We start from the raw sequence: 23,306 nt of genomic DNA on the forward strand, positions 1-23,306 counted from the left end.
CGTGGATCCGGTCGCGTACTCTCCTTGAGAAGCCAAAGACCGCTGGTCGTTGCCGTGTGTCCGTCAGGATGTGCGGTGGCCGAAGGATCCGCTGATATGCGGACGACCCGCGCAGGTGTTCGTGGAAGTGCTCCCGGAGTTCGCCGCCCCAGCGGTGTGCGAGTGCCGGTCGAGCTACGCCCCGTGCGCCTGCGCCGGGGCGTTTCGTTTTAACCAGCCCCTTCCGAGCGGTCTCATCACCCGGAAGGAGGCCGACGCTCATGGCAAGGCCCGACAAGGCTGCCGCGGTAGCCGAGTTGACGGAGCAGTTCCGCAGCTCGAACGCCGCCGTGCTGACCGAGTACCGGGGTCTCACCGTGGCGCAGCTCAAGACGCTGCGCCGTTCGCTCGGTGCTGACGCCCAGTACGCCGTGGTGAAGAACACGCTGACCAAGATCGCGGCCAACGAGGCCGGGATCTCGACGCTCGACGACCTGTTCAACGGTCCGACGGCGGTCGCCTTCATCACCGGTGACCCGGTGACGTCGGCGAAGGGTCTTCGTGACTTCGCCAAGGACAACCCGAACCTCGTCATCAAGGGCGGTGTCCTTGACGGCAAGGCGCTGTCCGCCGACGAGATCAAGAAGCTCGCGGACCTCGAGTCCCGCGAGGTTCTGCTCGCCAAGCTGGCGGGTGCCATGAAGGGCAAGCAGACGCAGGCTGCACAGCTCTTCCAGGCGCTTCCGTCGAAGCTCGTCCGCACCGTGGACGCGCTTCGTGCCAAGCGGGACGAGCAGGGCGGTGCCGAGTAACTCGGCTCGCATCATGACCGCCGCGTGAGGCATCCGCCGTAGCGCGTGGGTCGTAGCGGGCCGAACGTACGCCCGCCAGACATGTACATCCCGGCACCAGCCGAATGAGAAGTGGAAGGAGCAGCCACCATGGCGCTCACCCAGGACGAACTGCTCGCCGAGTTCGAGGGCATGACCCTCATCCAGCTCTCCGAGTTCGTGAAGGCGTTCGAGGAGAAGTTCGACGTCACCGCCGCCGCCGCGGTCGCCGCCGCCCCGGCCGGCCCGGCCGCCGTTGCCGAGGCGCCGGAGGAGAAGGACGAGTTCGACGTCATCCTCACGGGTGCCGGCGACAAGAAGATCCAGGTCATCAAGGTCGTGCGCGAGCTCACCTCCCTGGGCCTCAAGGAGGCCAAGGACCTGGTCGACGGTGCGCCGAAGGCCGTCGTCGAGAAGGTCGCCAAGGACGCCGCCGAGAAGGCCGCCGAGGCCCTCAAGGGCGCCGGCGCCTCGGTCGAGGTCAAGTAACACCTTCCGAGCCTCGGAAAGAGTCTCGGAACCCGTCTCGAAAAACAGTCCGCTAGGGCTGTAACGCGAGCACCGCGAAGAGCGATCATCCATCCGGGTGGTCGCTCTTCGGCGTTCCTGGAAGGGTGGCCACGGTTACCTTGAACCCCTGTTCACGAGGGGTATGGTGATCTTCGTCGTGTCTCCGGACACCCTCTGTTCGGGCGGGGGGCTCTTGACGAACAGCACGCAGCGCGCAATTCTCAGGACGCGTCGTCACAAGGATCCGAATCCGAGGCATGGATCGGCGGCGAAGAGGGCAGGATGACCGTGCATCGAGGGCGAGCACGCCGAGGGCTGTGAGTGACGACGAGGGCTGTTGAAAATCGGGGCTGGACATCAGTGTGCCGAGTGGCTACACTGACCCTTTGCGCTGCCTGTTAGCTATCCCCTGCCCGTCACCAGGGGTCTGCCCTCACTTGAGCATCAGCGACTGAAACGGCCCTGACCTGGGAATTTCTGTCGTCTGGTGCGCCGGGGAGGGGCCGGGAAGCGCGTAGTGAGTCCGAGCCCTCGGAAGGACCCCCTCTTGGCCGCCTCGCGCACCGCCTCGACCGCGAATACGAACAACGCCGCCAGCACTGCCCCGCTGCGCATCTCTTTTGCAAAGATCAGGGAGCCTCTCGAGGTTCCGAACCTGCTCGCACTCCAGACCGAGAGCTTCGACTGGCTGCTCGGCAACACTGCCTGGCAGAGCCGCGTCGAGGCGGCTCTGGAGTCCGGTCAGGACGTCCCCACCAAGTCCGGCCTGGAGGAGATCTTCGAGGAGATCTCCCCGATCGAGGACTTCTCCGGGTCGATGTCGCTGACCTTCCGCGACCACCGCTTCGAGCCGCCGAAGAACTCCATCGACGAGTGCAAGGAGCGCGACTTCACGTTCGCCGCGCCGCTCTTCGTCACCGCCGAGTTCACCAACAACGAGACCGGTGAGATCAAGTCCCAGACGGTCTTCATGGGCGACTTCCCGCTCATGACCGGCAAGGGCACCTTCGTCATCAACGGCACCGAGCGTGTCGTCGTGTCGCAGCTCGTGCGCTCGCCCGGTGTCTACTTCGACTCCTCCATCGACAAGACGTCCGACAAGGACATCTTCTCCGCGAAGATCATCCCGTCCCGGGGTGCCTGGCTGGAGATGGAGATCGACAAGCGCGACATGGTCGGTGTCCGCATCGACCGCAAGCGCAAGCAGTCCGTGACCGTCCTCCTCAAGGCCCTCGGCTACACGACCGAGCAGATCCTGGAGGAGTTCGGCGAGTACGAGTCGATGCGCGCCACCCTGGAGAAGGACCACACCCAGGGCCAGGACGACGCGCTGCTCGACATCTACCGCAAGCTCCGTCCGGGCGAGCCGCCGACCCGTGAGGCCGCGCAGACGCTGCTCGAGAACCTCTACTTCAACCCGAAGCGCTACGACCTCGCGAAGGTCGGCCGCTACAAGGTCAACAAGAAGCTCGCGGCGGACGCGCCGCTCGACGCCGGTGTGCTGACCGTCGAGGACGTCATCGCGACGATCAAGTACCTCGTCAAGCTGCACGCGGGCGAGACCGAGACGGTCGGCGACAGCGGTCAGACGATCGTCGTCGAGACCGACGACATCGACCACTTCGGCAACCGCCGTCTGCGGTCGGTCGGCGAGCTGATCCAGAACCAGGTCCGTACGGGTCTCGCCCGTATGGAGCGGGTCGTGCGTGAGCGCATGACCACCCAGGACGTCGAGGCGATCACGCCGCAGACCCTGATCAACATCCGGCCGGTCGTCGCCTCCATCAAGGAGTTCTTCGGCACCAGCCAGCTGTCGCAGTTCATGGACCAGAACAACCCGCTGTCGGGTCTCACCCACAAGCGCCGTCTGTCGGCTCTCGGCCCGGGTGGTCTCTCCCGTGAGCGGGCCGGCTTCGAGGTCCGTGACGTGCACCCCTCGCACTACGGCCGCATGTGCCCGATCGAGACGCCCGAAGGCCCGAACATCGGTCTGATCGGCTCGCTCGCCTCCTACGGCCGGGTCAACGCGTTCGGGTTCGTCGAGACCCCGTACCGCAAGGTCGTCGAGGGCGTCGTCACCGACGACGTCGACTACCTGACCGCCGACGAGGAGGACCGCTTCGTCATCGCGCAGGCCAACGCCACGCTCGACGACGACCTGCGCTTCACCGAGAACCGCGTCCTGGTCCGCCGTCGTGGCGGCGAGGTCGACTACGTCCCCGGTGACGAGGTCGACTACATGGACGTCTCGCCGCGCCAGATGGTGTCGGTCGCGACCGCCATGATCCCGTTCCTTGAGCACGACGACGCCAACCGTGCCCTCATGGGCGCGAACATGATGCGTCAGGCCGTTCCGCTCATCAAGAGCGAGGCCCCGCTCGTCGGCACCGGCATGGAGTACCGCTCCGCCGTCGACGCCGGTGACGTCGTCAAGGCCGAGAAGCCCGGTGTGGTCCAGGAGGTCTCCGCGGACTACATCACCACGGCGAACGACGACGGCACGTACATCACGTACCGCCTGCACAAGTTCTCCCGCTCCAACCAGGGCACCTCGGTCAACCAGAAGGTCATCGTCGACGAGGGCGACCGGATCATCGCCGGCCAGGTCCTGGCCGACGGTCCGGCCACCGAGAACGGCGAGATGGCGCTCGGCAAGAACCTGCTGGTCGCCTTCATGCCGTGGGAGGGCCACAACTACGAGGACGCGATCATCCTGTCGCAGCGCCTCGTGCAGGACGACGTCCTCTCCTCGATCCACATCGAGGAGCACGAGGTCGACGCCCGTGACACCAAGCTCGGCCCCGAGGAGATCACCCGGGACATCCCGAACGTCTCCGAGGAGGTCCTCGCCGACCTCGACGAGCGCGGCATCATCCGCATCGGTGCCGAGGTCGTCGCCGGTGACATCCTGGTCGGCAAGGTCACGCCCAAGGGTGAGACCGAGCTGACGCCGGAAGAGCGGCTGCTGCGCGCGATCTTCGGTGAGAAGGCGCGTGAGGTCCGTGACACCTCGCTGAAGGTGCCGCACGGCGAGATCGGCAAGATCATCGGCGTACGCGTCTTCGACCGCGAGGAGGGCGACGAGCTGCCCCCCGGTGTCAACCAGCTGGTGCGTGTGTACGTCGCGCAGAAGCGGAAGATCACCGACGGTGACAAGCTCGCCGGCCGTCACGGCAACAAGGGTGTCATCTCGAAGATCCTGCCGATCGAGGACATGCCGTTCCTGGAGGACGGCACGCCGGTCGACATCATCCTCAACCCGCTGGGTGTGCCGTCCCGAATGAACCCGGGACAGGTGCTGGAGATCCACCTCGGCTGGCTCGCCAGCCGTGGCTGGGACGTCTCCGGGCTCGCCGAGGACTGGGCCAAGCGCCTCCAGGTCATCGGCGCCGACCAGGTCGCCCCCGGCACCAACGTCGCCACCCCGGTGTTCGACGGTGCGCGTGAGGACGAGCTCGCGGGTCTGCTGAACCACACCATCCCGAACCGCGACGGCGACCGCATGGTGCAGCCGACCGGCAAGGCGCGGCTGTTCGACGGCCGCAGCGGTGAGCCGTTCCCGGACCCGGTGTCCATCGGCTACATGTACATCCTCAAGCTCCACCACCTGGTCGACGACAAGCTGCACGCCCGGTCGACCGGTCCGTACTCGATGATCACCCAGCAGCCGCTGGGTGGTAAGGCCCAGTTCGGTGGCCAGCGCTTCGGTGAGATGGAGGTGTGGGCGCTGGAGGCTTACGGCGCCGCGTACGCCCTCCAGGAGCTGCTGACCATCAAGTCCGACGACGTCACCGGCCGCGTGAAGGTCTACGAGGCCATCGTCAAGGGCGAGAACATCCCCGAGCCGGGCATCCCCGAGTCCTTCAAGGTGCTCATCAAGGAGATGCAGTCCCTGTGCCTCAACGTGGAGGTGCTGTCCTCGGACGGCATGTCCATCGAGATGCGCGACACCGACGAGGACGTCTTCCGCGCGGCGGAAGAGCTCGGCATCGACCTGTCCCGGCGCGAGCCGAGCAGCGTCGAAGAGGTCTGACGGGAGTTGGGCCGGGTTCCCCGTGAACCCGGCCGGCCCCAGGACCCCCGTTTCAGACCCCATGACTGACAACCCTGAGAGGGATTGACGCATAGTGCTCGACGTCAACTTCTTCGACGAGCTTCGGATCGGCCTGGCCACCGCGGATGACATCCGCCAGTGGAGCCACGGCGAGGTCAAGAAGCCCGAGACGATCAACTACCGCACCCTGAAGCCGGAAAAGGACGGGCTCTTCTGCGAGAAGATCTTCGGTCCGACCCGGGACTGGGAGTGCTACTGCGGCAAGTACAAGCGTGTCCGCTTCAAGGGCATCATCTGTGAGCGCTGTGGCGTCGAGGTCACCCGCGCCAAGGTGCGCCGTGAGCGGATGGGCCACATCGAGCTGGCCGCTCCCGTCACCCACATCTGGTACTTCAAGGGCGTCCCGTCGCGCCTGGGCTACCTGCTCGACCTCGCCCCGAAGGACCTGGAGAAGGTCATCTACTTCGCGGCGTACATGATCACGTACGTCGACGACGAGCGCCGTACCCGTGACCTGCCCTCCCTGGAGGCGCACGTCTCCGTCGAGCGGCAGCAGATCGAGAACCGCCGGGACTCCGACCTGGAGGCTCGTGCCAAGAAGCTGGAAGGCGACCTGGCCGAGCTGGAGGCCGAGGGTGCCAAGTCCGACGTGCGCCGCAAGGTGCGCGAAGGCGCCGAGCGGGAGATGAAGCAGCTGCGCGACCGTTCGCAGCGCGAGATCGACCGCCTCGACGAGGTCTGGGCCCGGTTCAAGAACCTCAAGGTCCAGGACCTGGAGGGCGACGAGCTGCTCTACCGCGAGCTGCGCGACCGGTTCGGCACCTACTTCGACGGCTCGATGGGCGCCGCCGCGTTGCAGAAGCGGCTGGAGTCCTTCGACCTCGAAGAGGAGGCCGAGCGCCTCCGCGAGATCATCCGCACCGGCAAGGGCCAGAAGAAGACCCGCGCGCTCAAGCGCCTCAAGGTCGTCTCCGCGTTCCTCCAGACCAGCAACAGCCCCAAGGGCATGGTGCTGGACTGCGTCCCGGTCATCCCGCCGGACCTCCGCCCGATGGTGCAGCTGGACGGTGGCCGCTTCGCGACCTCCGACCTGAACGACCTGTACCGCCGTGTGATCAACCGCAACAACCGCCTGAAGCGGCTTCTCGACCTCGGCGCGCCCGAGATCATCGTGAACAACGAGAAGCGCATGCTCCAGGAGGCCGTGGACGCCCTCTTCGACAACGGTCGTCGTGGTCGCCCGGTCACCGGTCCCGGCAACCGCCCGCTGAAGTCCCTGAGCGACATGCTCAAGGGCAAGCAGGGCCGTTTCCGCCAGAACCTCCTCGGCAAGCGTGTGGACTACTCCGCGCGTTCCGTGATCGTCGTCGGTCCGCAGCTCAAACTGCACCAGTGCGGTCTGCCGAAGGCCATGGCCCTTGAGCTCTTCAAGCCGTTCGTCATGAAGCGGCTCGTGGACCTCAACCACGCGCAGAACATCAAGTCCGCCAAGCGCATGGTCGAGCGTGGCCGCACCGTCGTGTACGACGTCCTCGAAGAGGTCATCGCCGAGCACCCGGTGCTGCTGAACCGTGCGCCCACCCTGCACCGCCTCGGCATCCAGGCCTTCGAGCCGCAGCTCGTCGAGGGCAAGGCCATCCAGATCCACCCGCTCGTGTGCACCGCGTTCAACGCGGACTTCGACGGTGACCAGATGGCCGTCCACCTGCCGCTCTCCGCGGAGGCGCAGGCCGAGGCCCGCATCCTGATGCTGTCCTCGAACAACATCCTCAAGCCCGCCGACGGGCGTCCGGTGACGATGCCGACCCAGGACATGGTCCTCGGTCTGTTCTTCCTCACCACCGACGGCGAGCTGCGCGACACCAAGGGCGAGGACCGTTCCTTCTCCTCGGTGCCCGAGGCGATCATGGCGTTCGACGCCGGGGAGCTCGCGCTCCAGTCGCCGGTCGACATCCGCTTCCCGGTGGGCACCATCCCGCCGCGTGGCTGGACGCCGCCGGTGCGCGAGGCGGACGAGCCGGAGTGGCAGCAGGGTGACAGCTTCCGGCTGCGCACCACGCTGGGCCGCGCGCTCTTCAACGAGCTGCTGCCCGAGGACTACCCGTTCGTCGACTACTCGGTGGGCAAGAAGCAGCTCTCCGAGATCGTCAACGACCTCGCCGAGCGCTACCCCAAGGTGATCGTCGCCGCGACGCTGGACAACCTGAAGGCGGCCGGCTTCCACTGGGCGACCCGTTCCGGTGTCACCGTTGCCATCTCCGACGTCGTCGTTCCCGAGGCGAAGAAGGAGATCGTCGCCGGGTACGAGGCCAAGGACGAGAAGGTCCAGAAGCAGTACGAGCGCGGTCTGATCACCAAGGAAGAGCGCACCCAGGAGCTCATCCAGATCTGGACGCAGGCGACCAACGAGGTCGCCGAGGCGATGAACGCGAACTTCCCCAAGACGAACCCCATCTTCATGATGGTTGACTCGGGTGCCCGAGGAAACATGATGCAGATGCGGCAGATCGCCGGTATGCGTGGTCTGGTGTCGAACGCGAAGAACGAGACCATCCCGCGTCCGATCAAGGCCTCGTTCCGTGAGGGCCTGTCCGTGCTGGAGTACTTCATCTCCACCCACGGTGCCCGTAAGGGTCTCGCCGACACCGCCCTGCGTACCGCCGACTCGGGTTACCTGACCCGTCGTCTGGTGGACGTCTCGCAGGACGTCATCATCCGCGAGGAGGACTGCGGCACCGACCGCGGCCTCAAGCTGGCCATCGCCGAGCGCGGCGAGGACGGCGTGCTGCGCAAGACGGAGAACGTCGAGACGTCCGTCTACGCCCGGATGCTCGCCGAGGACATCACCGTCGACGGCCGTGTGCTGGCCCCGGCCAACACCGACCTCGGTGACGTCCTCATCGACGAGCTGGTCCTGCACGGCATCGAGGAGGTCAAGACCCGCTCGATCCTGACCTGCGAGTCGCACGTCGGCACCTGTGCCTTCTGCTACGGCCGCTCGCTGGCCACCGGCAAGCTGGTCGACATCGGTGAGGCGGTCGGCATCATCGCCGCGCAGTCCATCGGTGAGCCCGGTACCCAGCTGACGATGCGTACCTTCCACACCGGTGGTGTGGCCGGTGACGACATCACGCAGGGTCTGCCGCGTGTCGTCGAGCTCTTCGAGGCCCGTACCCCGAAGGGTGTCGCCCCGATCTCCGAGGCCCAGGGCCGCGTGCGGATCGAGGAGACCGAGAAGACCAAGAAGATCGTCATCACGCCGGACGACGGCAGCGACGAGACGGCGTTCCCGATCTCGAAGCGTGCGCGTCTGCTGGTCAGTGAGGGTGAGCACGTCGAGGTGGGCCAGAAGCTCACGGTCGGCGCGACCAATCCCCACGACGTGCTGCGCATCCTCGGTCAGCGTGCCGTCCAGGTCCACCTGGTCGGCGAGGTCCAGAAGGTCTACAACTCGCAGGGCGTGTCGATCCACGACAAGCACATCGAGATCATCATCCGGCAGATGCTGCGCCGGGTGACGATCATCGAGTCCGGCGACGCGGAGCTCCTGCCGGGCGAGCTGGTCGAGCGGTCGAAGTTCGAGACCGAGAACCGTCGGGTCGTCCAGGAGGGCGGTCACCCGGCCTCCGGTCGTCCGCAGCTCATGGGTATCACCAAGGCCTCGCTGGCCACGGAGTCCTGGCTGTCGGCGGCGTCCTTCCAGGAGACGACGAGGGTCCTGACGGACGCGGCGATCAACGCCAAGTCCGACAGCCTCATCGGGCTCAAGGAGAACGTCATCATCGGTAAGCTCATCCCGGCCGGTACGGGTCTGTCCCGCTACCGCAACATCCGGGTCGAGCCGACCGAGGAGGCCAAGGCCGCGATGTACTCGGCCGTCGGTTACGACGACATCGACTACTCGCCGTTCGGCACGGGCTCCGGCCAGGCCGTTCCGCTGGAGGACTACGACTACGGTCCGTACAACCAGTAGGCCCTAGGGCTCGGCAGTGCTTGAAGGGCGGTCACTCCTCGGGGGTGGCCGCCCTTCGGCGTGTCAGCGCGGCGGGCCGGGGTGCCGGTGGAGGTGGTGCAGCCGCGTGTGGTAGTCCGGGTGCGAGGAGAGCAGCCTGGCGAGTGTCCCGGCGCCCGGGTGGGTGGCGGCGGCCCGCTCCTGCTGCTCGTGCAGCTTTTCGAGGACGGCGGCCAGCATCGGGGCGAAACCCAGCGCCGCCGCGTGCCGGTCGGCCTGGAGCTCGGCACGCCTGCTGACGGCGGCGAGCGCGTACGGGACGGTCGGCAGGAGCAGCGGCAGACCGTACAGGCTGCTGATCGTCGCCAGCGCGATACCGCCGATGAACAGCACGGCGATGGAGACGCCGACGCAGCCGAAGGCCCGCGACACCTTGTACACGAGGCCGAGGACCGCCTTCAGGGCCCGCCAGGCGAGCCGGCCGGGCAGCGCGTACCAGTGGCCGAGCAGGCCGGACCAGGCGTGGCCGCCGACGTGGTGACCGAGTTCGTGCGCCATGACGGCGGCGAGTTCGCCGTTGGGGAGTTCGTTCATGGCGAAGCGGGTGACGCCGACGATGTGGCCGGCCGCGGCGACCGCGTTCAGGCTGTCGCTGTCCTCCACCCACAGTTCGTAGGTGCGGCCGTCCACCCCCGCGCGGGCGGTGACCTCGTTCCAGACCGGTTCCAGTTTGGCTCGTTCTTGTGGAGTGGGGTGGCGCAGATGGAGCAGATAGCGCGCCAGGGCGCTTTCCGTGGGCCGGTGGAACATGAGTGCGCCGCTGGCGAGCCACGCCAGCACCACGACGACGGCGAGTTCCCGGAAGAGCATCGACACGAGGACGACGACGAACAGGCTGCACAGGAAGTTCGGCAGGTGGAGCAGCAGGCTGCCGACGGCGGTGACGTCGGTCCGGCGCTGGTCCTTGCGGAGGTGGACGCGGCCCCGCTCGGTGCTGATGTGGTGCGGGTGGACGGGGGGTGCGGTGGGCTCGGGTGACGGGGTCTGCGGGTACTGCGGATACTGCGGCGCCTGTGGGTACGGGGGAGGCTCCGGTGGCTGCTGAGTCATGTGGGTTCCAGTCGGTGGCTTCGGTCGGGGACGGTGTGCGGCGGCTCAGCCGATCAGCAGGGACGCGGGGAGCAGGGCCGTGCCGAGGCAGAAGGCGGTCAGGCCGACGCGGATCCACCCGTGCTTGCGGGCGGCGATACGGCTCGACTCCGTGAGAGCCGTGGTGAGGGCGGCTGCCGGGTCGCGCTCCGTGTCGGCGAGCGCGGGCTCCAGCCGGCCCTGGCGGACCGCCTGCCGGATGTCGCCGAAGTACGTCAGCGGCAGGCCCGGTGCCCACGAGCCGGTGCGGTAGCGCGGGAGCACGGCGAGGAGCAGGGCGAGGAGGGAGCCGGTGAGGAGGCCGGTCCCCGACCACCACAGCACGGCTCCCGGGGCGGACAGCGCGGCCGGCGTCCAGTCCCGTCCGGCGAGCAGGCCGCTGAACATCCCGGCCGTCATGCCCAGCGCGGCGACCAGCACGGCCGCCTTGCTGTCGGCGCGCGCTATCTCGGTGCGCAGGTCGGTGAGGAGACGCTCGCACAGGCGGAGGCGTTCGGCGGGGTCCGCCGGGGGCGGTATCGGGCCGACGGCCGTCATGTGGCGCTCGCCTGCCGGGAGTCGTCCGGGGTGTCCGGCGGCCCGTCGTTTCCGGGCGGCGTCTGCGCGGGCAGCGTGGGGGTGCTGCCGTAGCCGGGAGGGGGCTGCCAGGCCGGGGGCTGCGGGGGGACGGGAGGCGGGGAGGGGATTCCCGGGTACGGCGCCGACAGGGTGGGCGGCGGGGGGTATGGCGGGACGGGGGGTGCCCAGGCTGGGATGGCGGGTTGCGCGTCCTGCGGTTCGGTGGGGGCGGCTGGCGTCCAGGCCGGGGTGGTGGGGATGGGCGGTGTCCAGGCTGGGGTGGGGGGTTGTGCGTCCTGCGGTACGGAAGGGACGGGTGGAGTCCAGGCCGGGGTGGTGGGTTGCGTGTCCTGCGGTTCGGCGGGGTGTGCCGGGGGTGCCGGTGCGGGACGAGGGCCGGGCAGGGGGTGGGGCTCCTGGGTGGGAGTCTGCTGTGCCGGCGTCGGCTGGACTCCGGTCGGTGCGATGAGGGGCGGGGTCTGGGGGACGCCCGGGAGGCGCTGGTTGAGGATGTCGCTGACCGTGCGTAGCGCGAGCTGTTTGGGGCCCTCCAGTTCGTAGTTCTCGGGTGTTCCGTCGCTCAGGAGCTTGGCCACGAGGTCCATCTGGGCCTGGATCATGCGGAGCTGGTCCTCGCGCATCGTGTTCATGACCAGCTGGGAGTCCTCGGGGTGCTGCGCGAGGTGCAGGGCCCATGCCTGGACGCCGCCCTGGGACAGGTGCCACTGATAGAAGCTGATCTTCTCGGCCTCGACGCGCTGCAACTCCAGCAGGTGCTGTCCCTGCCGCATCGCCAGCGCGTGCTGCCAGTTCTGCTGCTGGAGGGCGAACTCCTGCTGCCGTACGCCGTACTCCATGGCCCGGTCGAGCTGGAGCCGGTCCTGCTGCCGGGCGCGGCGGTCCGTCTCGGCGTCGACGCGCATGCCGTGCTCCGTCGCGCGGATCTGCTCGGACGCGGTGTGGTCGATGGTCTGGAGCCGGCGCTGGTGGTCGATGGCCTCCTGGTCGCGGCGCAGCCGCAGCGTCCAGTCGACCCGCAGCCCCGCGCTCTCCCCGAGCGGGCCGAGAACGGTGACCGCCCGCAGCAGTTCGTACTCGGCGTCGGCGCTGTCGGCGATGGCGAAGCGCCGGGTCACCGGTCTGGCCGCCTGCTGCAACTCGCCGAGCAACAGCCTCGGTACGTCCCGGTGCCCGCTGACCACGAACCGGGCCGGGTCGAGGACCTGCCAGGACAGGTCGACGGAGGCGGTGAACTCGAACGCGTCGTTGTCGCTGGGCAGCGCCAGTTCGGCGGTGAACGGGTGCACCCCCATGTCCACCTCGTACACGGAGGTGTAGCGCCGCGCCGCGATCTCGCCGCGGGTGGGGCGCCGGGGCGGCAGGAAGGGGTCGTAGCCGCCCTTCGGGGTGGTGAAGACCAGCGCGTGGTCCATGCGGACCAGCGGTTTGAGGTTGAGGTCGAGGCGGCCCAGCTGGCGCACGGTGAGCACCGGGTCGACCAGCGCGGTGTGCCGGTCCGCGGGCTGCTGCCACTCGGGCGGTCGGGAGAAGGCGGGCATGGTGGAGGTCTCCTCGGTACGGGTCAGAGGGGCAGCGGGTCAGCGGGGCGGCAGGACGGCCAGCAGGCGCGACGCCACCTCGGGCGGGGGACTGCCGTCCTCGCCGGGCATGGTCCGCAGCAGGTGGCTCAGCCGCTGGTGTTCGGCGGACGTGGTGACGAGCCGGGGGAGCAGGGCGGCGAGCGCCCACTCGGCGGCCTTGGACCGGTCGGCGGTCAGGACCCAGTTCCGCAGGACGGTCAGCGCGTCGTCGGTGGTCCCCGGGTCGGCGAGCGCGGCCCGCCACAGGGCGGGGACGCCGTCCCCAGCACCGGTGTCGGCCGCCGAGCGGGCGTACCAGGCCAGGACCAGCGGATCGCCGTGGGGCGCGTCCCCTTCCGTGTGCTCGCAGGCGCTCAGGAAGCCGTTGAGCGTCAGCTCGCGCACCGGCCGGTCGTCGTTCATCCGGGCCAGCAGCTCGGCGAGGGCGCGGTCGCCGGTGGGGGAGAGCAGCAACAGGTCCACGGCGGCGGCGAGTTCGCGCAGGATCTCGGTGTCGAGGTCGTCGGGATCGCCCTCGTACAGCCGGTGTACGGCTTTCCGCAGCGCGGCGAGCGCCTGTTCGGGGCGTTCCGGGCCGAGGAGGCCGTAGGCGCGGACGGCCACCCAGCGCAGCCGGGGGTCGTTGCCCTCGCACCAGCCGTCGAGGATGCGCGGGACGTGCGGGGTGCCGATGAGGTGCGCGAGGGTCAGCGCGCTCACCGCGACCTGCCGCTGCCGGAACGGCTTGGACGTCCCCCACGGCTCGATGACCAGTGCCATCGCCGAGGGCAGGTCCGTGAGGGCCAGGACCGCGACGGTCGACGCGGCCCGGGTGCGGACCAGGGGGCGGCCGTCGTCGGCGAGCTTGCGCAGCCAGCCGATCAGCGCGGGGCGGGCGGACGGATGGCCCGTCCACGCCTCGCGCAGCAGGACGTACGAGATCCGCTCGTCGACGAACCTGGCCTTCTGCTGGGGGACCGGGCCCCACTCGGTGTGCTCGTCCTCCTCGAACCTCTCCGCGCGGGCGAGCTGGAGCCGCTTGCCGATGTGCGTGCCGAAGACCGGGACCTCGGGGGCCAGGGAGCGGTTCCAGGTCTCCTGGAGGAGGCGGTAGAGCAGGTCGCTGACCTCGGCGGTGAGGGCGTACGGGCCGCCGTCGAACGCGGCGAGGGCCACCAGGAACGCCTTGTCCCGCAGGTGGATCGACGCCTCGTCCTCCTCGAACCACTCCTGGACCTGGCTCTCCAGCGACACCAGCGAGAACTGCGCGACCGCGTCGGCGCCCACCTCGCCGCGCGCGTACCGGGTGAGGTGCTGGGCGAAGGCCGCGACCTCGCGCAGCTGGTGCCCCCGCCGCAGGAACTCGGTGACGTCCGGGAGGTCGAGCAGCTTGGCCGCGGTCCCGGCGTCGGTGCGGGCCGTCAGGTGCGCGGCGAGGACGTCGGCGGCGGCGGGCGGCTGCCAGGACGCGACGAACGGCACGCTGTCGAGGACGGCGGTGAGGTCGACGGTGATGACCAGGTAGCCGTGCTCCCCGAGCCGGTCGCGGGCGGCGAGCAGATGGGGTTCGCGCAGCGGGCGGTCGCGGCGGGTGACCATGTCGCACATGACGTACCCGCGCGAGGGGTCCGCCGCGTCGTCGGGGGTGTCGGGGGCGGTGACCTGGTCGGCCAGGGCACCCGGCTCGACGCCGCCGTCCAGCGCGCGGACGCTCGTGAGGCCGAGCCGGTGCAGCAGCATCAGCGCGGCCGTACGGCGGCCGGTGAAGCGGGCGCCGGACAGGACGAGGACGTGGTCGCGGCGCAGCCGGTCGAGCAGGCCGGTGACGACGGTCTCGTCGGCGGTGAAGTCCTCGTGCAGCCGCTCCAGGGTGCTCGCCGGGATCTCGCCGGAGGCGGCGGCCCGGGACGAGAAGCCGGCCAGGGAGAACTGGTAGACCGTCTTGGTCCCGATGACGAAGTCGCCGCCGACGCTGTTGCCGGTGACGTTGTTCTGGTCGCCGTCGACCGTGCCGCCGCCGAAGCGGGCCTGGGCGCCGATGCTCATGCTGCGCGGGCTGTGGTCGACCAGGTCCCGCCTCGCCGACCAGGCGTTCTGCGGCTGGTCGAGTTCCTCGGGCTCCTCCTCCCCGCCCTCCGCGTGGGCCTCGTCCGCCGGAGCGGAGTCGGCCTGCTGCGGTTCGGCCGTGCTCACGAACCCTCACCCCGCTTGCGGACCGAGCCGATGACGAAGTCGCCGCCGACGCTGTTGCCGGTGACGTTGTTCTGGTCGCCGCCGACCGTGCCGCCGCCGACGCTGCCGGTGCCGGTGCCGGTGCCGGTGCCGGGGGCCGGGGCCGGTGCTTTCGCCTTCTCCGACCGGCGCGGCACCGGGCCGTGCAGCCATGCCGTCAGCGGGCCGTTCTTGCTGTCCACGGTCACCTCGTGGAACTCCTCCTTCGGGATGCTGGTGTGGTCGTGCCGGACGACTCCGGCGTACACGGCCTGCGAGACGCACAGCGCGAAGTCGTCGGCGCGCTTCCTCAGCGCCTCCCGCAGGACGTCCGCGTCGAGCAGCCGGCAGGCGTGGTTCAGGTCGGAGCCGACCCAGCCGTCGTGCTCGTCCACCGCGACCCAGCCGGTGGCGACGACACCGCGCAGCCGGATCTGCGCCGAACGCGACGCCATCCGGTTGACCGAGCGCAGCTGCGCCGGCACCCCGGTGAGCAGGCTGCGCAGCAGCGCCGTGACCGGGGCGCTCGACTCGACGAGCTCCATCACGGAGTCCCCGCGGTCCGCGCGCAGCCGCAGCGTCTCGTCGATGCCGGCGCTTTCGAGTGCGCGGTCGGCGATGTCGTAGAGCATGCGGCGCAGGTACGCCTGCTCCACGTCGTCACGGTCGCTGTACGCCTCGATGTCCAGCAGCAGGATGGTGCGGTGCACGGGGTCGGTCATGGTCGCCTCTCCGAAGGGGCCGGTGCGAGGCAACAGCGTGGCGTTCGCGCGGCCCGAGCGGTGAGGGCGGATGACTCACTCGTTCTGTGACCGTGTGCACAGAACGACTGCTGGGAACCGTGTGGTCACTCCTCGCGAGGACCCTGCGGTGAGGGGATTCCCGGGAGTTCCATCGCCGCGATCCGGCGCAGCACGTCCGGCCGGCGGATCAGCAGCGTCCGGCGGCCCGTGAGCACCGCCTCCTTGTCGCGCAGCTCCCGCAGCAGCCGCTGCACCATCTCGCGGGACGCGCCCACCGACCCCGCCAGCTCCTGCTTGCTCAGCGGTACGGCGAGCTCGACACCTCCCTCGGCGCGGCGGCCGTGCGTGCGGGCCAGGTCCAGCAGCAGGACGGCGAAGCGCTGGCGCACGCTCATCGAGGCGAACTCCAGGCGGCGCCGGTCCGCCGCGCGCGTGCGGTCCGCCGTCAGGCCGAGGAGCGCGAAGGACACGGCGGGGAAGCGGCCCAGGAACTCCTTGAAACGCTCGTGCTCCACGGCGACCGCCTCCACCGGTTCCAGCGCCGTCACCGTCGCCGAGCGGGGGCGGCCGGTGAGTGCCGCCGACTCCCCGACGATGTCTCCCGGGCCGCGCAGGGCGAGGAGGGCCTCGTAGCCGTTCGCCGCCGATGCCGTCACCTTCGTCCAGCCACGCACCAGGAACAGGACGTGGGAGGACGGTTCGTGCTGGTGGATGAGGACCATGCGGGCCGTGAAGTCCAGCCGGCGGCCGAGGCTCAGCATCGCCGAGCGGTCCTTCGTCTCCAGCCGGGCCAGGAAGGGCACCCGGTCGTCCAGCCCTCCGTCGTCCGGTGAGTACACCGCCGTACTTGTCACTCTTGCCCCCGATTTCCTCGCAGCGGACCGGTCAACGTACTGAAAGCGCAAGGTCGTCGGGGTGGGAAGAGCGCGAATCGGCCAACGTTTCCGGATATGTGCCAGGGGTGGGGCGTGCGGGGTGGCCGTGATTCTTTCGGAGGTGGAGTCGTCGGGTGGAACCGTGGGCGCGTGTCGGGCGTTGGGGGATGATAGGGGTAAGAGAAGTGCCGTCCGGGGGAGGTCCCGTGTCGTATCCGACGCCGTGGCAGCCGTGGCAGCCGGCTCAAGGGCAGGGTGGGCAGCAAGGTCCTTCGGGGATGCAGCAGGGGATGCTGGCGTCCACGGCCGACCGGGAGCGGGCTGTCGATGTGCTGCGGGCCGGGTTCAGTGAGGGGCGGTTGCAGGCGGATGAGCTGGAGAAGCGGGTTGCCCGGGCGTATCAGGCCCGGACCGTGGGGGAGCTGTCGCTGATCGTCTCCGATCTGCCTCAGGGGCCTGCGCCTGTGCAGCAGTTCGGGCCGCCTCAGGGGTATGTGCCGCGGACGTTTCGGCCCATGCCCGCGCCGCCGACGAACGGTAAGGCTGTGGGGGCGTTGGTGTGTGGGGTGCTGACGACCATGACGATGGGGTTGACGGGGATTCCCGCGGTGATTCTCGGGCACACGGCTCGGACGGAGATCCAGCGGACCGGGGAGGGCGGGGACGGGTTCGCCATGGCGGGGATCATCCTCGGGTGGCTGTCCATTGCCGGGTGGGCCGCGTTCATTTTGTTGATGGTGCTGATCGCGGCGTAGGGGGCGGACCGGGGAGGGGGGCTGGGTGCGTCGGCGGGTGCGGGTGCGTTGTGGCTTGTCGCGCAGTTCCCCGCGCCCCTAAAGGACGTGGTTGCTGTGGCGCGTTCGCGTGGCGGTAGTCGCGAATGGGTACGGCCCCGTGTCCCTGAAAGACGCGGTTGCTGTGTCGCGCTCGCGCGGCGGTGGCGGCAAATGGATACGGCCCCGTGCCTCTGGAAAGACGCGGTTGCTGTGTCGCGCCCTCGCGGCCGGCGGCAGAGCCCCGCGCCCCTATAAAGACAGGGTTGCTCTTCGGTCTCGGCTATCCGGTCTACGGGATGCCCAGTTCGAACATCAAGTAGTGCGCGTACCAACCCGATGCCACCGCGAACGTTCCGAACAGCGTTGCCAGCGTCGTCCACTTCAGGCGGCCCAGTGCCATCGCCGGGGCCAGGAGCAAGGGGAACGCCGGGAGCAAGTACCTCGGGGTGTTCGCGAACATCTGTTGCGTGCCCAGGACCGTGATGATCGATGCCAGCGTGTAGGCGACCAGGACCAGGGGAGGCTTTGCTCGTAGCATCAGGGCGATCAGGAACGGGAGCGTCAGGACCAGGAGTACCGCGATCAGGTCCGGCGTCGGGAACGCGAACAAGTAGTCCGTCTTGCCGACCGCCGTGTTGCGCAGGACGTCGAACGTGTAGGCGCCGAAGTCGAAGTAGTGCGCCCAGCCCTCGCGCTGGAGGGTGAAGTACGCCGTGAGGTCGCCCATGCTGAGGCCGACCCAGGTGATGTACGTGAGCAGGCCCATCGGCGCCGCGATCATCGCGTACACCGGTCCGGCGATGCCGTGTTCCCGGCGGGTCTCGCGACGGGCCAGGGTGACCAGTGCCGCCAGCCCCACCGCGCCGATGAGCGCGGCCGACGTGGGACGGTTCAGGCCCGCCAGGAACGCGAGCAGCCCCGCCGCCACCCAGCGGCGTTTCATCACGTACCAGCAGGTCCAGGACGCGATGGCGACGAAGAGGGACTCGGAGTAGACGGCCCACTCGACGCCGGCGCCGGGCACGATGGCCCACAGGCCCGCGGCGATCGTGCCGGCGCGGGGGCCCGCCAGCAGGGAGATCACCGCGTAGATGCCCGCCGCGGCGATGAAGGAGCTGACGACCGAGACCAGGATCGCGGAGCCGTAGAGGCCGAGGCCGGTGATCTCCGAGGTGCCGCGGATCAGGGCCGGGAAGAGGGGGAAGAAGGCGACCGAGTCCTGCTGGACGGTGAACATGCCGCCCGGCGCGAGGTGCTGGAGGGGCTTGGGGTCGTACCCCTTCTCGGCGACCTGGAGGTACCACCAGCCGTCCCAGGTGGACAGGACGTCCCACCAGTGCGCGCCGCCGCCGAAGCGCGGGTCCCTGGTCCTGTAGTCCCCGGTCCACTCCAGGAGGTACGCGAAGACGCCCAGACCGACCAGCTTGCAGACGCCGTACAGCGCGAGCGGGGGAAGGTACGGTCGTACCCCGGCGGGCACCGCGAAGCGGCGCGGTGGCTCAGGCGCCGTCACCACGGAGTCGGTCGCGGTCGTACTCATGGGTGGTTTCCCCCCTTATAGGCTCTGTCGTCACCTTCCCGCCTGCCGGGCGGGGTCTGGCACGCGCATCTGCGGCGTTGTCGTCGGTTGCCGATGCTCCGCATCGCCGCCCTCCTCCGCCTTGCAGCTGCACGCACCAGACCCCGCCCGGCACGCCCTCCGGGCGTACGACGGGAAGGTGACGACAGAGCCTAGGCATAAGATCGCACCAGAGTCGCACATCCGCTCCACAGGTTCGGGAGGGGCGCGTGGACCCAAGAGACGACAGGCAGGACGATGGCATACCGGGCGCGCCGGTGGTGCTTTCGGTCGTCGTGCCGATGTTCAACGAGGAAGAGGCGCTGCCCGCGCTCGTGAGCAGACTCCGGCCGGTCCTCGATGGGCTCGTGCCGTACGAGGTCGTGGCCGTGGACGACGGCAGTTCGGACCGTACCGCCGTTCTGCTGGACGCGTTCCGGCTGGGGTGGCCGGAGCTGAGGGTCATCACGCTGCGGAGGAACTCCGGTCACCAGGCCGCGCTGACCGCCGGTCTCGACCGCTCGCTCGGCGCCTACACCGTCAGTATCGACGCCGACCTCCAGGACCCCCCGGAGAAGATCCCGGAGATGCTGGACCTGGCGCGCGGGGGCGGCCTGGACATCGTGTACGGCATCCGCGCCGACCGCGCCACCGACACCGGCTTCAAACGCTGGACCGCGTCCCTCTACTACCGCCTCGTACGCCGCCTGGCGGGCCCCTCCGTGCCCGCGCAGGCCGGTGACTTCCGTCTCCTCAGCCGCGCCGCCGTGGACGCCCTGAAGGCGCTCCCGGACCAGCAGCGGGTGTACCGGCTGCTGGTGCCCTGGCTGGGTTTCCCGAGCGGCGAGGTGACGTACGAGCGGGAGGCGCGGACGGCGGGCCGCAGCAAGTACCCGCTGGGCCGGATGATCCGGCTGGCGGTGGACAGTGTGACGGGATTCTCGGCGGCGCCGCTGAGGATCGCGACCTGGCTCGGGGGGTTCGCGTTCCTGGTGTGCCTGGGTCTCATCGGCTACACGCTGTGGGCGCACGCGTACGAGGAGACGGTCCCGGGCTGGACGTCCCTGTTCACCGGCGTCCTGTTCATCGGCGCTGTTCAGCTGATCTGCGTGGGGCTGCTGGGGGAGTACGTGGGCCGGATCTACACGGCGGTGCAGAACAGACCGACGTACTTCGTGGCCACCGATACACACGCCGATACACCCGCCGAGACCGAGGTCCGGACGAAGTCCTGAAATCACCGGCGTGTCGTGCCCTGCGTATTCGTTTTGACCGAAGTCGGTGTGCTGGGTACGCTCAGACCTTGTGCCTGGGGTGTGCCCTGGCTCCTGTGCGTGCCTTCGAACCGCACACGAGCCGTGTACGGCCACCGCGATCCGCGCCTCTTCCCGCCTCACGGCGGGGGTGTGCCGGGTCCGACACACCCGACCGCGTGGGTCGGCGACGTTCCAGGTTAGCTTCACCATCGGCACACAGAAACCGGAGAAGTAGTGCCTACGATCCAGCAGCTGGTCCGGAAGGGCCGGCAGGACAAGGTCGAGAAGAACAAGACGCCCGCGCTCGAGGGTTCGCCCCAGCGCCGTGGCGTCTGCACGCGTGTGTTCACGACCACCCCGAAGAAGCCGAACTCGGCCCTGCGTAAGGTCGCGCGTGTGCGTCTGACCAGCGGTATCGAGGTCACTGCTTACATTCCGGGTGAGGGACACAACTTGCAGGAGCACTCCATCGTGCTCGTGCGTGGTGGCCGTGTGAAGGACCTGCCCGGTGTTCGCTACAAGATCATCCGCGGTTCCCTCGACACCCAGGGTGTCAAGAACCGCAAGCAGGCCCGCAGCCGCTACGGCGCCAAGAAGGAGAAGTAAGAATGCCTCGTAAGGGCCCCGCCCCGAAGCGCCCGGTCATCATCGACCCGGTCTACGCCTCTCCTCTGGTGACCTCCCTCATCAACAAGGTGCTGATGAACGGCAAGCGCTCCACCGCCGAGCGCATCGTCTACGGCGCCATGGAGGGTCTGCGTGAGAAGACGGGCAACGACCCGATCATCACGCTGAAGCGCGCGCTGGAGAACATCAAGCCGACGCTCGAAGTCAAGTCCCGCCGTGTCGGTGGTGCGACGTACCAGGTCCCGATCGAGGTCAAGCCCGGTCGCGCCAACACGCTCGCGCTGCGCTGGCTCGTCGGTTACTCCCGCGCCCGTCGCGAGAAGACCATGACCGAGCGCCTGCTCAACGAGCTTCTCGACGCTTCGAACGGCCTCGGTGCGGCCGTCAAGAAGCGCGAGGACACGCACAAGATGGCCGAGTCCAACAAGGCCTTCGCGCACTACCGCTGGTAGTCGCAGACCCCATCGAGACCGAGAGAAGACCGAGCCCTCATGGCTACCACTTCACTTGACCTGGCCAAGGTCCGCAACATCGGGATCATGGCCCACATCGACGCGGGCAAGACGACCACCACCGAGCGGATCCTCTTCTACACCGGCGTCAGCTACAAGATCGGTGAGGTCCACGACGGCGCCGCCACGATGGACTGGATGGAGCAGGAGCAGGAGCGTGGTATCACGATCACCTCTGCTGCCACCACCTGTCACTGGCCGCTTGAGGACAACGACTACACGATCAACATCATCGACACCCCCGGGCACGTCGACTTCACGGTCGAGGTGGAGCGTTCGCTCCGCGTCCTCGACGGTGCTGTCACGGTGTTCGACGGTGTCGCCGGTGTGGAGCCGCAGTCCGAGACGGTGTGGCGTCAGGCCGACCGTTACGGCGTGCCGCGCATCTGCTTCGTGAACAAGCTGGACCGTACGGGCGCCGAGTTCCACCGCTGCGTGGACATGATCTCGGACCGCCTGGGCGCCGTCCCGCTCGTCATGCAGCTCCCGATCGGCGCCGAGATGGACTTCCAGGGCGTTGTGGACCTCGTCCGCATGAAGGCGCTCGTGTGGTCCGCCGAGGCGGCGAAGGGCGAGATGTACGACGTCGTCGACATCCCCGCCACGCACACCGAGGCCGCGGACGAGTACCGCAACAAGCTGATCGAGGCCGTCGCCGACTACGACGACGAGATCATGGAGCTCTTCCTGGAGGGCGAGGAGCCCTCCGAGGAGCAGCTCTACGCCGCGATCCGCAAGGTCACCATCGCCTCCGGCAAGTCCGACGGTGTGACGGTCACCCCCGTGTTCTGCGGCACCGCGTTCAAGAACAAGGGCGTCCAGCCCCTGCTCGACGCGGTCGTGCGCTACCTGCCGACTCCGCTCGACGTCGAGGCCATCGAGGGCCACGCCGTCAACAACCCGGACGAGGTCGTCAAGCGCAAGCCGTCCGAGGACGAGCCGCTCTCCGCGCTCGCCTTCAAGATCATGAGCGACCCGCACCTCGGCAAGCTCACCTTCGTCCGGGTCTACTCGGGCCGCCTGGAGTCCGGCACCGCCGTGCTGAACTCCGTCAAGGGCAAGAAGGAGCGCATCGGCAAGATCTACCGCATGCACGCGAACAAGCGTGAGGAGATCGACGCGGTGGGCGCCGGCGACATCGTCGCCGTCATGGGCCTGAAGCAGACCACCACCGGTGAGACGCTGTGCGACGACAAGAGCCCGGTGATCCTGGAGTCCATGGACTTCCCGGCGCCGGTCATCCAGGTCGCGATCGAGCCCAAGTCCAAGGGCGACCAGGAGAAGCTGGGCATCGCGATCCAGCGTCTCGCGGAGGAGGACCCCTCCTTCCAGGTCCACTCGGACGAGGAGACCGGCCAGACCATCATCGGCGGTATGGGCGAGCTGCACCTTGAGGTGCTCGTCGACCGTATGCGCCGTGAGTTCAAGGTCGAGGCCAACGTCGGCAAGCCGCAGGTCGCCTACCGTGAGACGATCCGTAAGGTCGTCGAGCGCGTGGACTACACCCACAAGAAGCAGACCGGTGGTACCGGTCAGTTCGCCAAGGTGCAGATCGCGATCGAGCCCATCGAGGGCGGCGACACGTCGTACGAGTTCGTGAACAAGGTCACCGGTGGCCGTATCCCGAAGGAGTACATCCCTTCGGTGGACGCCGGTGCTCAGGAGGCCATGCAGTTCGGCATCCTCGCGGGCTACGAGATGACGGGTGTCCGCGTCACGCTGCTCGACGGTGGCTACCACGAGGTCGACTCCTCCGAGCTGGCGTTCAAGATCGCCGGTTCCCAGGCGTTCAAGGAGGCCGCCCGCAAGGCCGGTCCCGTGCTCCTGGAGCCGATGATGTCCGTGGAGGTGACCACTCCCGAGGACTACATGGGTGAGGTCATCGGCGACATCAACTCCCGCCGTGGCCAGATCCAGGCCATGGAGGAGCGGGCCGGTGCCCGCGTCGTGAAGGGCCTCGTGCCCCTCTCGGAGATGTTCGGTTACGTCGGCGACCTGCGCAGCAAGACGTCCGGCCGGGCCAGCTACTCCATGCAGTTCGACTCCTACGCCGAGGTTCCCCGGAACGTCGCCGAGGAGATCATCGCGAAGGCCAAGGGCGAGTAACGCACCGCGTTCGCACGCCGTAGGCTTGAC

Annotated in this window: 16 protein-coding genes; 9 read left to right on the forward strand and 7 right to left on the reverse strand. The window is 68.7% G+C overall.

Features of this window, described 5'->3' with window-relative positions; translation table 11 throughout:
- Window positions 1-260: 260 nt before the first annotated feature.
- From rplJ to ACQCO7_RS25580, 4 genes are all read left to right on the forward strand, one after another.
- A complete protein-coding gene (gene rplJ, locus ACQCO7_RS25565) occupies window positions 261-791 on the forward strand; it encodes a 50S ribosomal protein L10 (RefSeq protein ID WP_010354288.1) in 531 nt (176 codons plus the stop codon).
- Window positions 792-920: 129 nt separating this feature from the next.
- Window positions 921-1,298, forward strand: coding sequence for a 50S ribosomal protein L7/L12 (rplL, locus tag ACQCO7_RS25570; protein WP_010354287.1), 378 nt, complete (start codon window positions 921-923; stop codon window positions 1,296-1,298).
- A 568-nt stretch (window positions 1,299-1,866) separates the two neighbouring features.
- The gene (gene rpoB, locus ACQCO7_RS25575; protein ID WP_464074012.1) at window positions 1,867-5,352 is read left to right on the forward strand and encodes a DNA-directed RNA polymerase subunit beta; all 3,486 of its coding nucleotides are present in this window, start codon (window positions 1,867-1,869) and stop codon (window positions 5,350-5,352) included.
- Window positions 5,353-5,446: 94 nt separating this feature from the next.
- On the forward strand, window positions 5,447-9,346 hold the full coding sequence (locus ACQCO7_RS25580) for a DNA-directed RNA polymerase subunit beta' (protein ID WP_010354284.1): 3,900 nt from the start codon (window positions 5,447-5,449) through the stop codon (window positions 9,344-9,346).
- Between the two features lie 63 nt (window positions 9,347-9,409).
- On the opposite strand, the gene ACQCO7_RS25585 is transcribed toward ACQCO7_RS25580, so the two are convergent.
- From ACQCO7_RS25585 to ACQCO7_RS25610, 6 genes are all read right to left on the reverse strand, one after another.
- Window positions 9,410-10,435 (reverse strand): M48 family metalloprotease, encoded by a 1,026-nt coding sequence (locus tag ACQCO7_RS25585; RefSeq protein ID WP_464074013.1) that lies wholly within the window; start codon window positions 10,433-10,435, stop codon window positions 9,410-9,412.
- Window positions 10,436-10,480: 45 nt separating this feature from the next.
- Window positions 10,481-11,011, reverse strand: a complete 531-nt coding sequence (locus tag ACQCO7_RS25590; RefSeq protein WP_464074014.1) for a Pycsar system effector family protein — start codon at window positions 11,009-11,011, stop codon at window positions 10,481-10,483.
- Window positions 11,008-12,591, reverse strand: a complete 1,584-nt coding sequence (locus ACQCO7_RS25595; RefSeq protein ID WP_464074015.1) for a hypothetical protein — start codon at window positions 12,589-12,591, stop codon at window positions 11,008-11,010. The genes ACQCO7_RS25590 and ACQCO7_RS25595 overlap by 4 nt, the downstream gene beginning before the upstream one ends.
- A gap of 39 nt (window positions 12,592-12,630) precedes the next feature.
- Window positions 12,631-14,805, reverse strand: coding sequence for a hypothetical protein (locus tag ACQCO7_RS25600; RefSeq protein ID WP_464074016.1), 2,175 nt, complete (start codon window positions 14,803-14,805; stop codon window positions 12,631-12,633).
- A complete protein-coding gene (locus ACQCO7_RS25605; protein WP_464074017.1) occupies window positions 14,802-15,545 on the reverse strand; it encodes a hypothetical protein in 744 nt (247 codons plus the stop codon). Before ACQCO7_RS25605 ends, ACQCO7_RS25600 begins: the two co-directional genes overlap by 4 nt.
- A 125-nt stretch (window positions 15,546-15,670) precedes the next feature.
- On the reverse strand, window positions 15,671-16,420 hold the full coding sequence (locus ACQCO7_RS25610) for a Crp/Fnr family transcriptional regulator (RefSeq protein WP_464074018.1): 750 nt from the start codon (window positions 16,418-16,420) through the stop codon (window positions 15,671-15,673).
- 299 nt (window positions 16,421-16,719) lie between these two features.
- On the opposite strand from ACQCO7_RS25610, the gene ACQCO7_RS25615 reads away from it, so the two are divergent.
- Complete coding sequence (locus ACQCO7_RS25615; protein ID WP_464074019.1) at window positions 16,720-17,196, forward strand: DUF1707 and DUF4190 domain-containing protein; 477 nt, start codon at window positions 16,720-16,722, stop codon at window positions 17,194-17,196.
- A gap of 310 nt (window positions 17,197-17,506) precedes the next feature.
- Here the strand turns inward: ACQCO7_RS25615 and ACQCO7_RS25620 are convergent, their stop codons facing one another.
- On the reverse strand, window positions 17,507-18,757 hold the full coding sequence (locus ACQCO7_RS25620; protein WP_464074020.1) for a glycosyltransferase family 39 protein: 1,251 nt from the start codon (window positions 18,755-18,757) through the stop codon (window positions 17,507-17,509).
- A 248-nt stretch (window positions 18,758-19,005) separates the two neighbouring features.
- On the opposite strand from ACQCO7_RS25620, the gene ACQCO7_RS25625 reads away from it, so the two are divergent.
- The 4 genes from ACQCO7_RS25625 (at window position 19,006) to fusA (ending at window position 23,276) form a co-directional block, all read left to right on the forward strand.
- Entirely contained in the window at window positions 19,006-20,010 is a 1,005-nt protein-coding gene (locus tag ACQCO7_RS25625; protein ID WP_464074021.1) for a glycosyltransferase family 2 protein, read from the forward strand.
- Between the two features lie 255 nt (window positions 20,011-20,265).
- On the forward strand, window positions 20,266-20,637 hold the full coding sequence (gene rpsL / locus ACQCO7_RS25630) for a 30S ribosomal protein S12 (protein ID WP_003948652.1): 372 nt from the start codon (window positions 20,266-20,268) through the stop codon (window positions 20,635-20,637).
- Window positions 20,638-20,639: 2 nt separating this feature from the next.
- Window positions 20,640-21,110, forward strand: coding sequence for a 30S ribosomal protein S7 (rpsG, locus tag ACQCO7_RS25635; protein ID WP_010354273.1), 471 nt, complete (start codon window positions 20,640-20,642; stop codon window positions 21,108-21,110).
- 39 nt (window positions 21,111-21,149) lie between these two features.
- On the forward strand, window positions 21,150-23,276 hold the full coding sequence (fusA, locus tag ACQCO7_RS25640; protein ID WP_464074022.1) for an elongation factor G: 2,127 nt from the start codon (window positions 21,150-21,152) through the stop codon (window positions 23,274-23,276).
- Window positions 23,277-23,306 lie beyond the last annotated feature (30 nt).

The organism is Streptomyces saintjeani, assembly GCF_055409605.1.

Bases quoted from the DNA above. Each gene is read 5' to 3' on its own strand.
- rplJ (WP_010354288.1), top strand. From the start codon at position 261: ATGGCAAGGCCCGACAAGGCTGCCGCGGTAGCCGAGTTGACGGAGCAG.
- rplL (WP_010354287.1), top strand. From the start codon at position 921: ATGGCGCTCACCCAGGACGAACTGCTCGCCGAGTTCGAGGGCATGACC.
- ACQCO7_RS25585 (WP_464074013.1), bottom strand. From the start codon at position 10,435: ATGACTCAGCAGCCACCGGAGCCTCCCCCGTACCCACAGGCGCCGCAG.
- ACQCO7_RS25590 (WP_464074014.1), bottom strand. From the start codon at position 11,011: ATGACGGCCGTCGGCCCGATACCGCCCCCGGCGGACCCCGCCGAACGC.
- ACQCO7_RS25595 (WP_464074015.1), bottom strand. From the start codon at position 12,591: ATGCCCGCCTTCTCCCGACCGCCCGAGTGGCAGCAGCCCGCGGACCGG.
- ACQCO7_RS25605 (WP_464074017.1), bottom strand. From the start codon at position 15,545: ATGACCGACCCCGTGCACCGCACCATCCTGCTGCTGGACATCGAGGCG.
- ACQCO7_RS25615 (WP_464074019.1), top strand. From the start codon at position 16,720: ATGCAGCAGGGGATGCTGGCGTCCACGGCCGACCGGGAGCGGGCTGTC.
- ACQCO7_RS25620 (WP_464074020.1), bottom strand. From the start codon at position 18,757: ATGAGTACGACCGCGACCGACTCCGTGGTGACGGCGCCTGAGCCACCG.
- rpsG (WP_010354273.1), top strand. From the start codon at position 20,640: ATGCCTCGTAAGGGCCCCGCCCCGAAGCGCCCGGTCATCATCGACCCG.
- fusA (WP_464074022.1), top strand. From the start codon at position 21,150: ATGGCTACCACTTCACTTGACCTGGCCAAGGTCCGCAACATCGGGATC.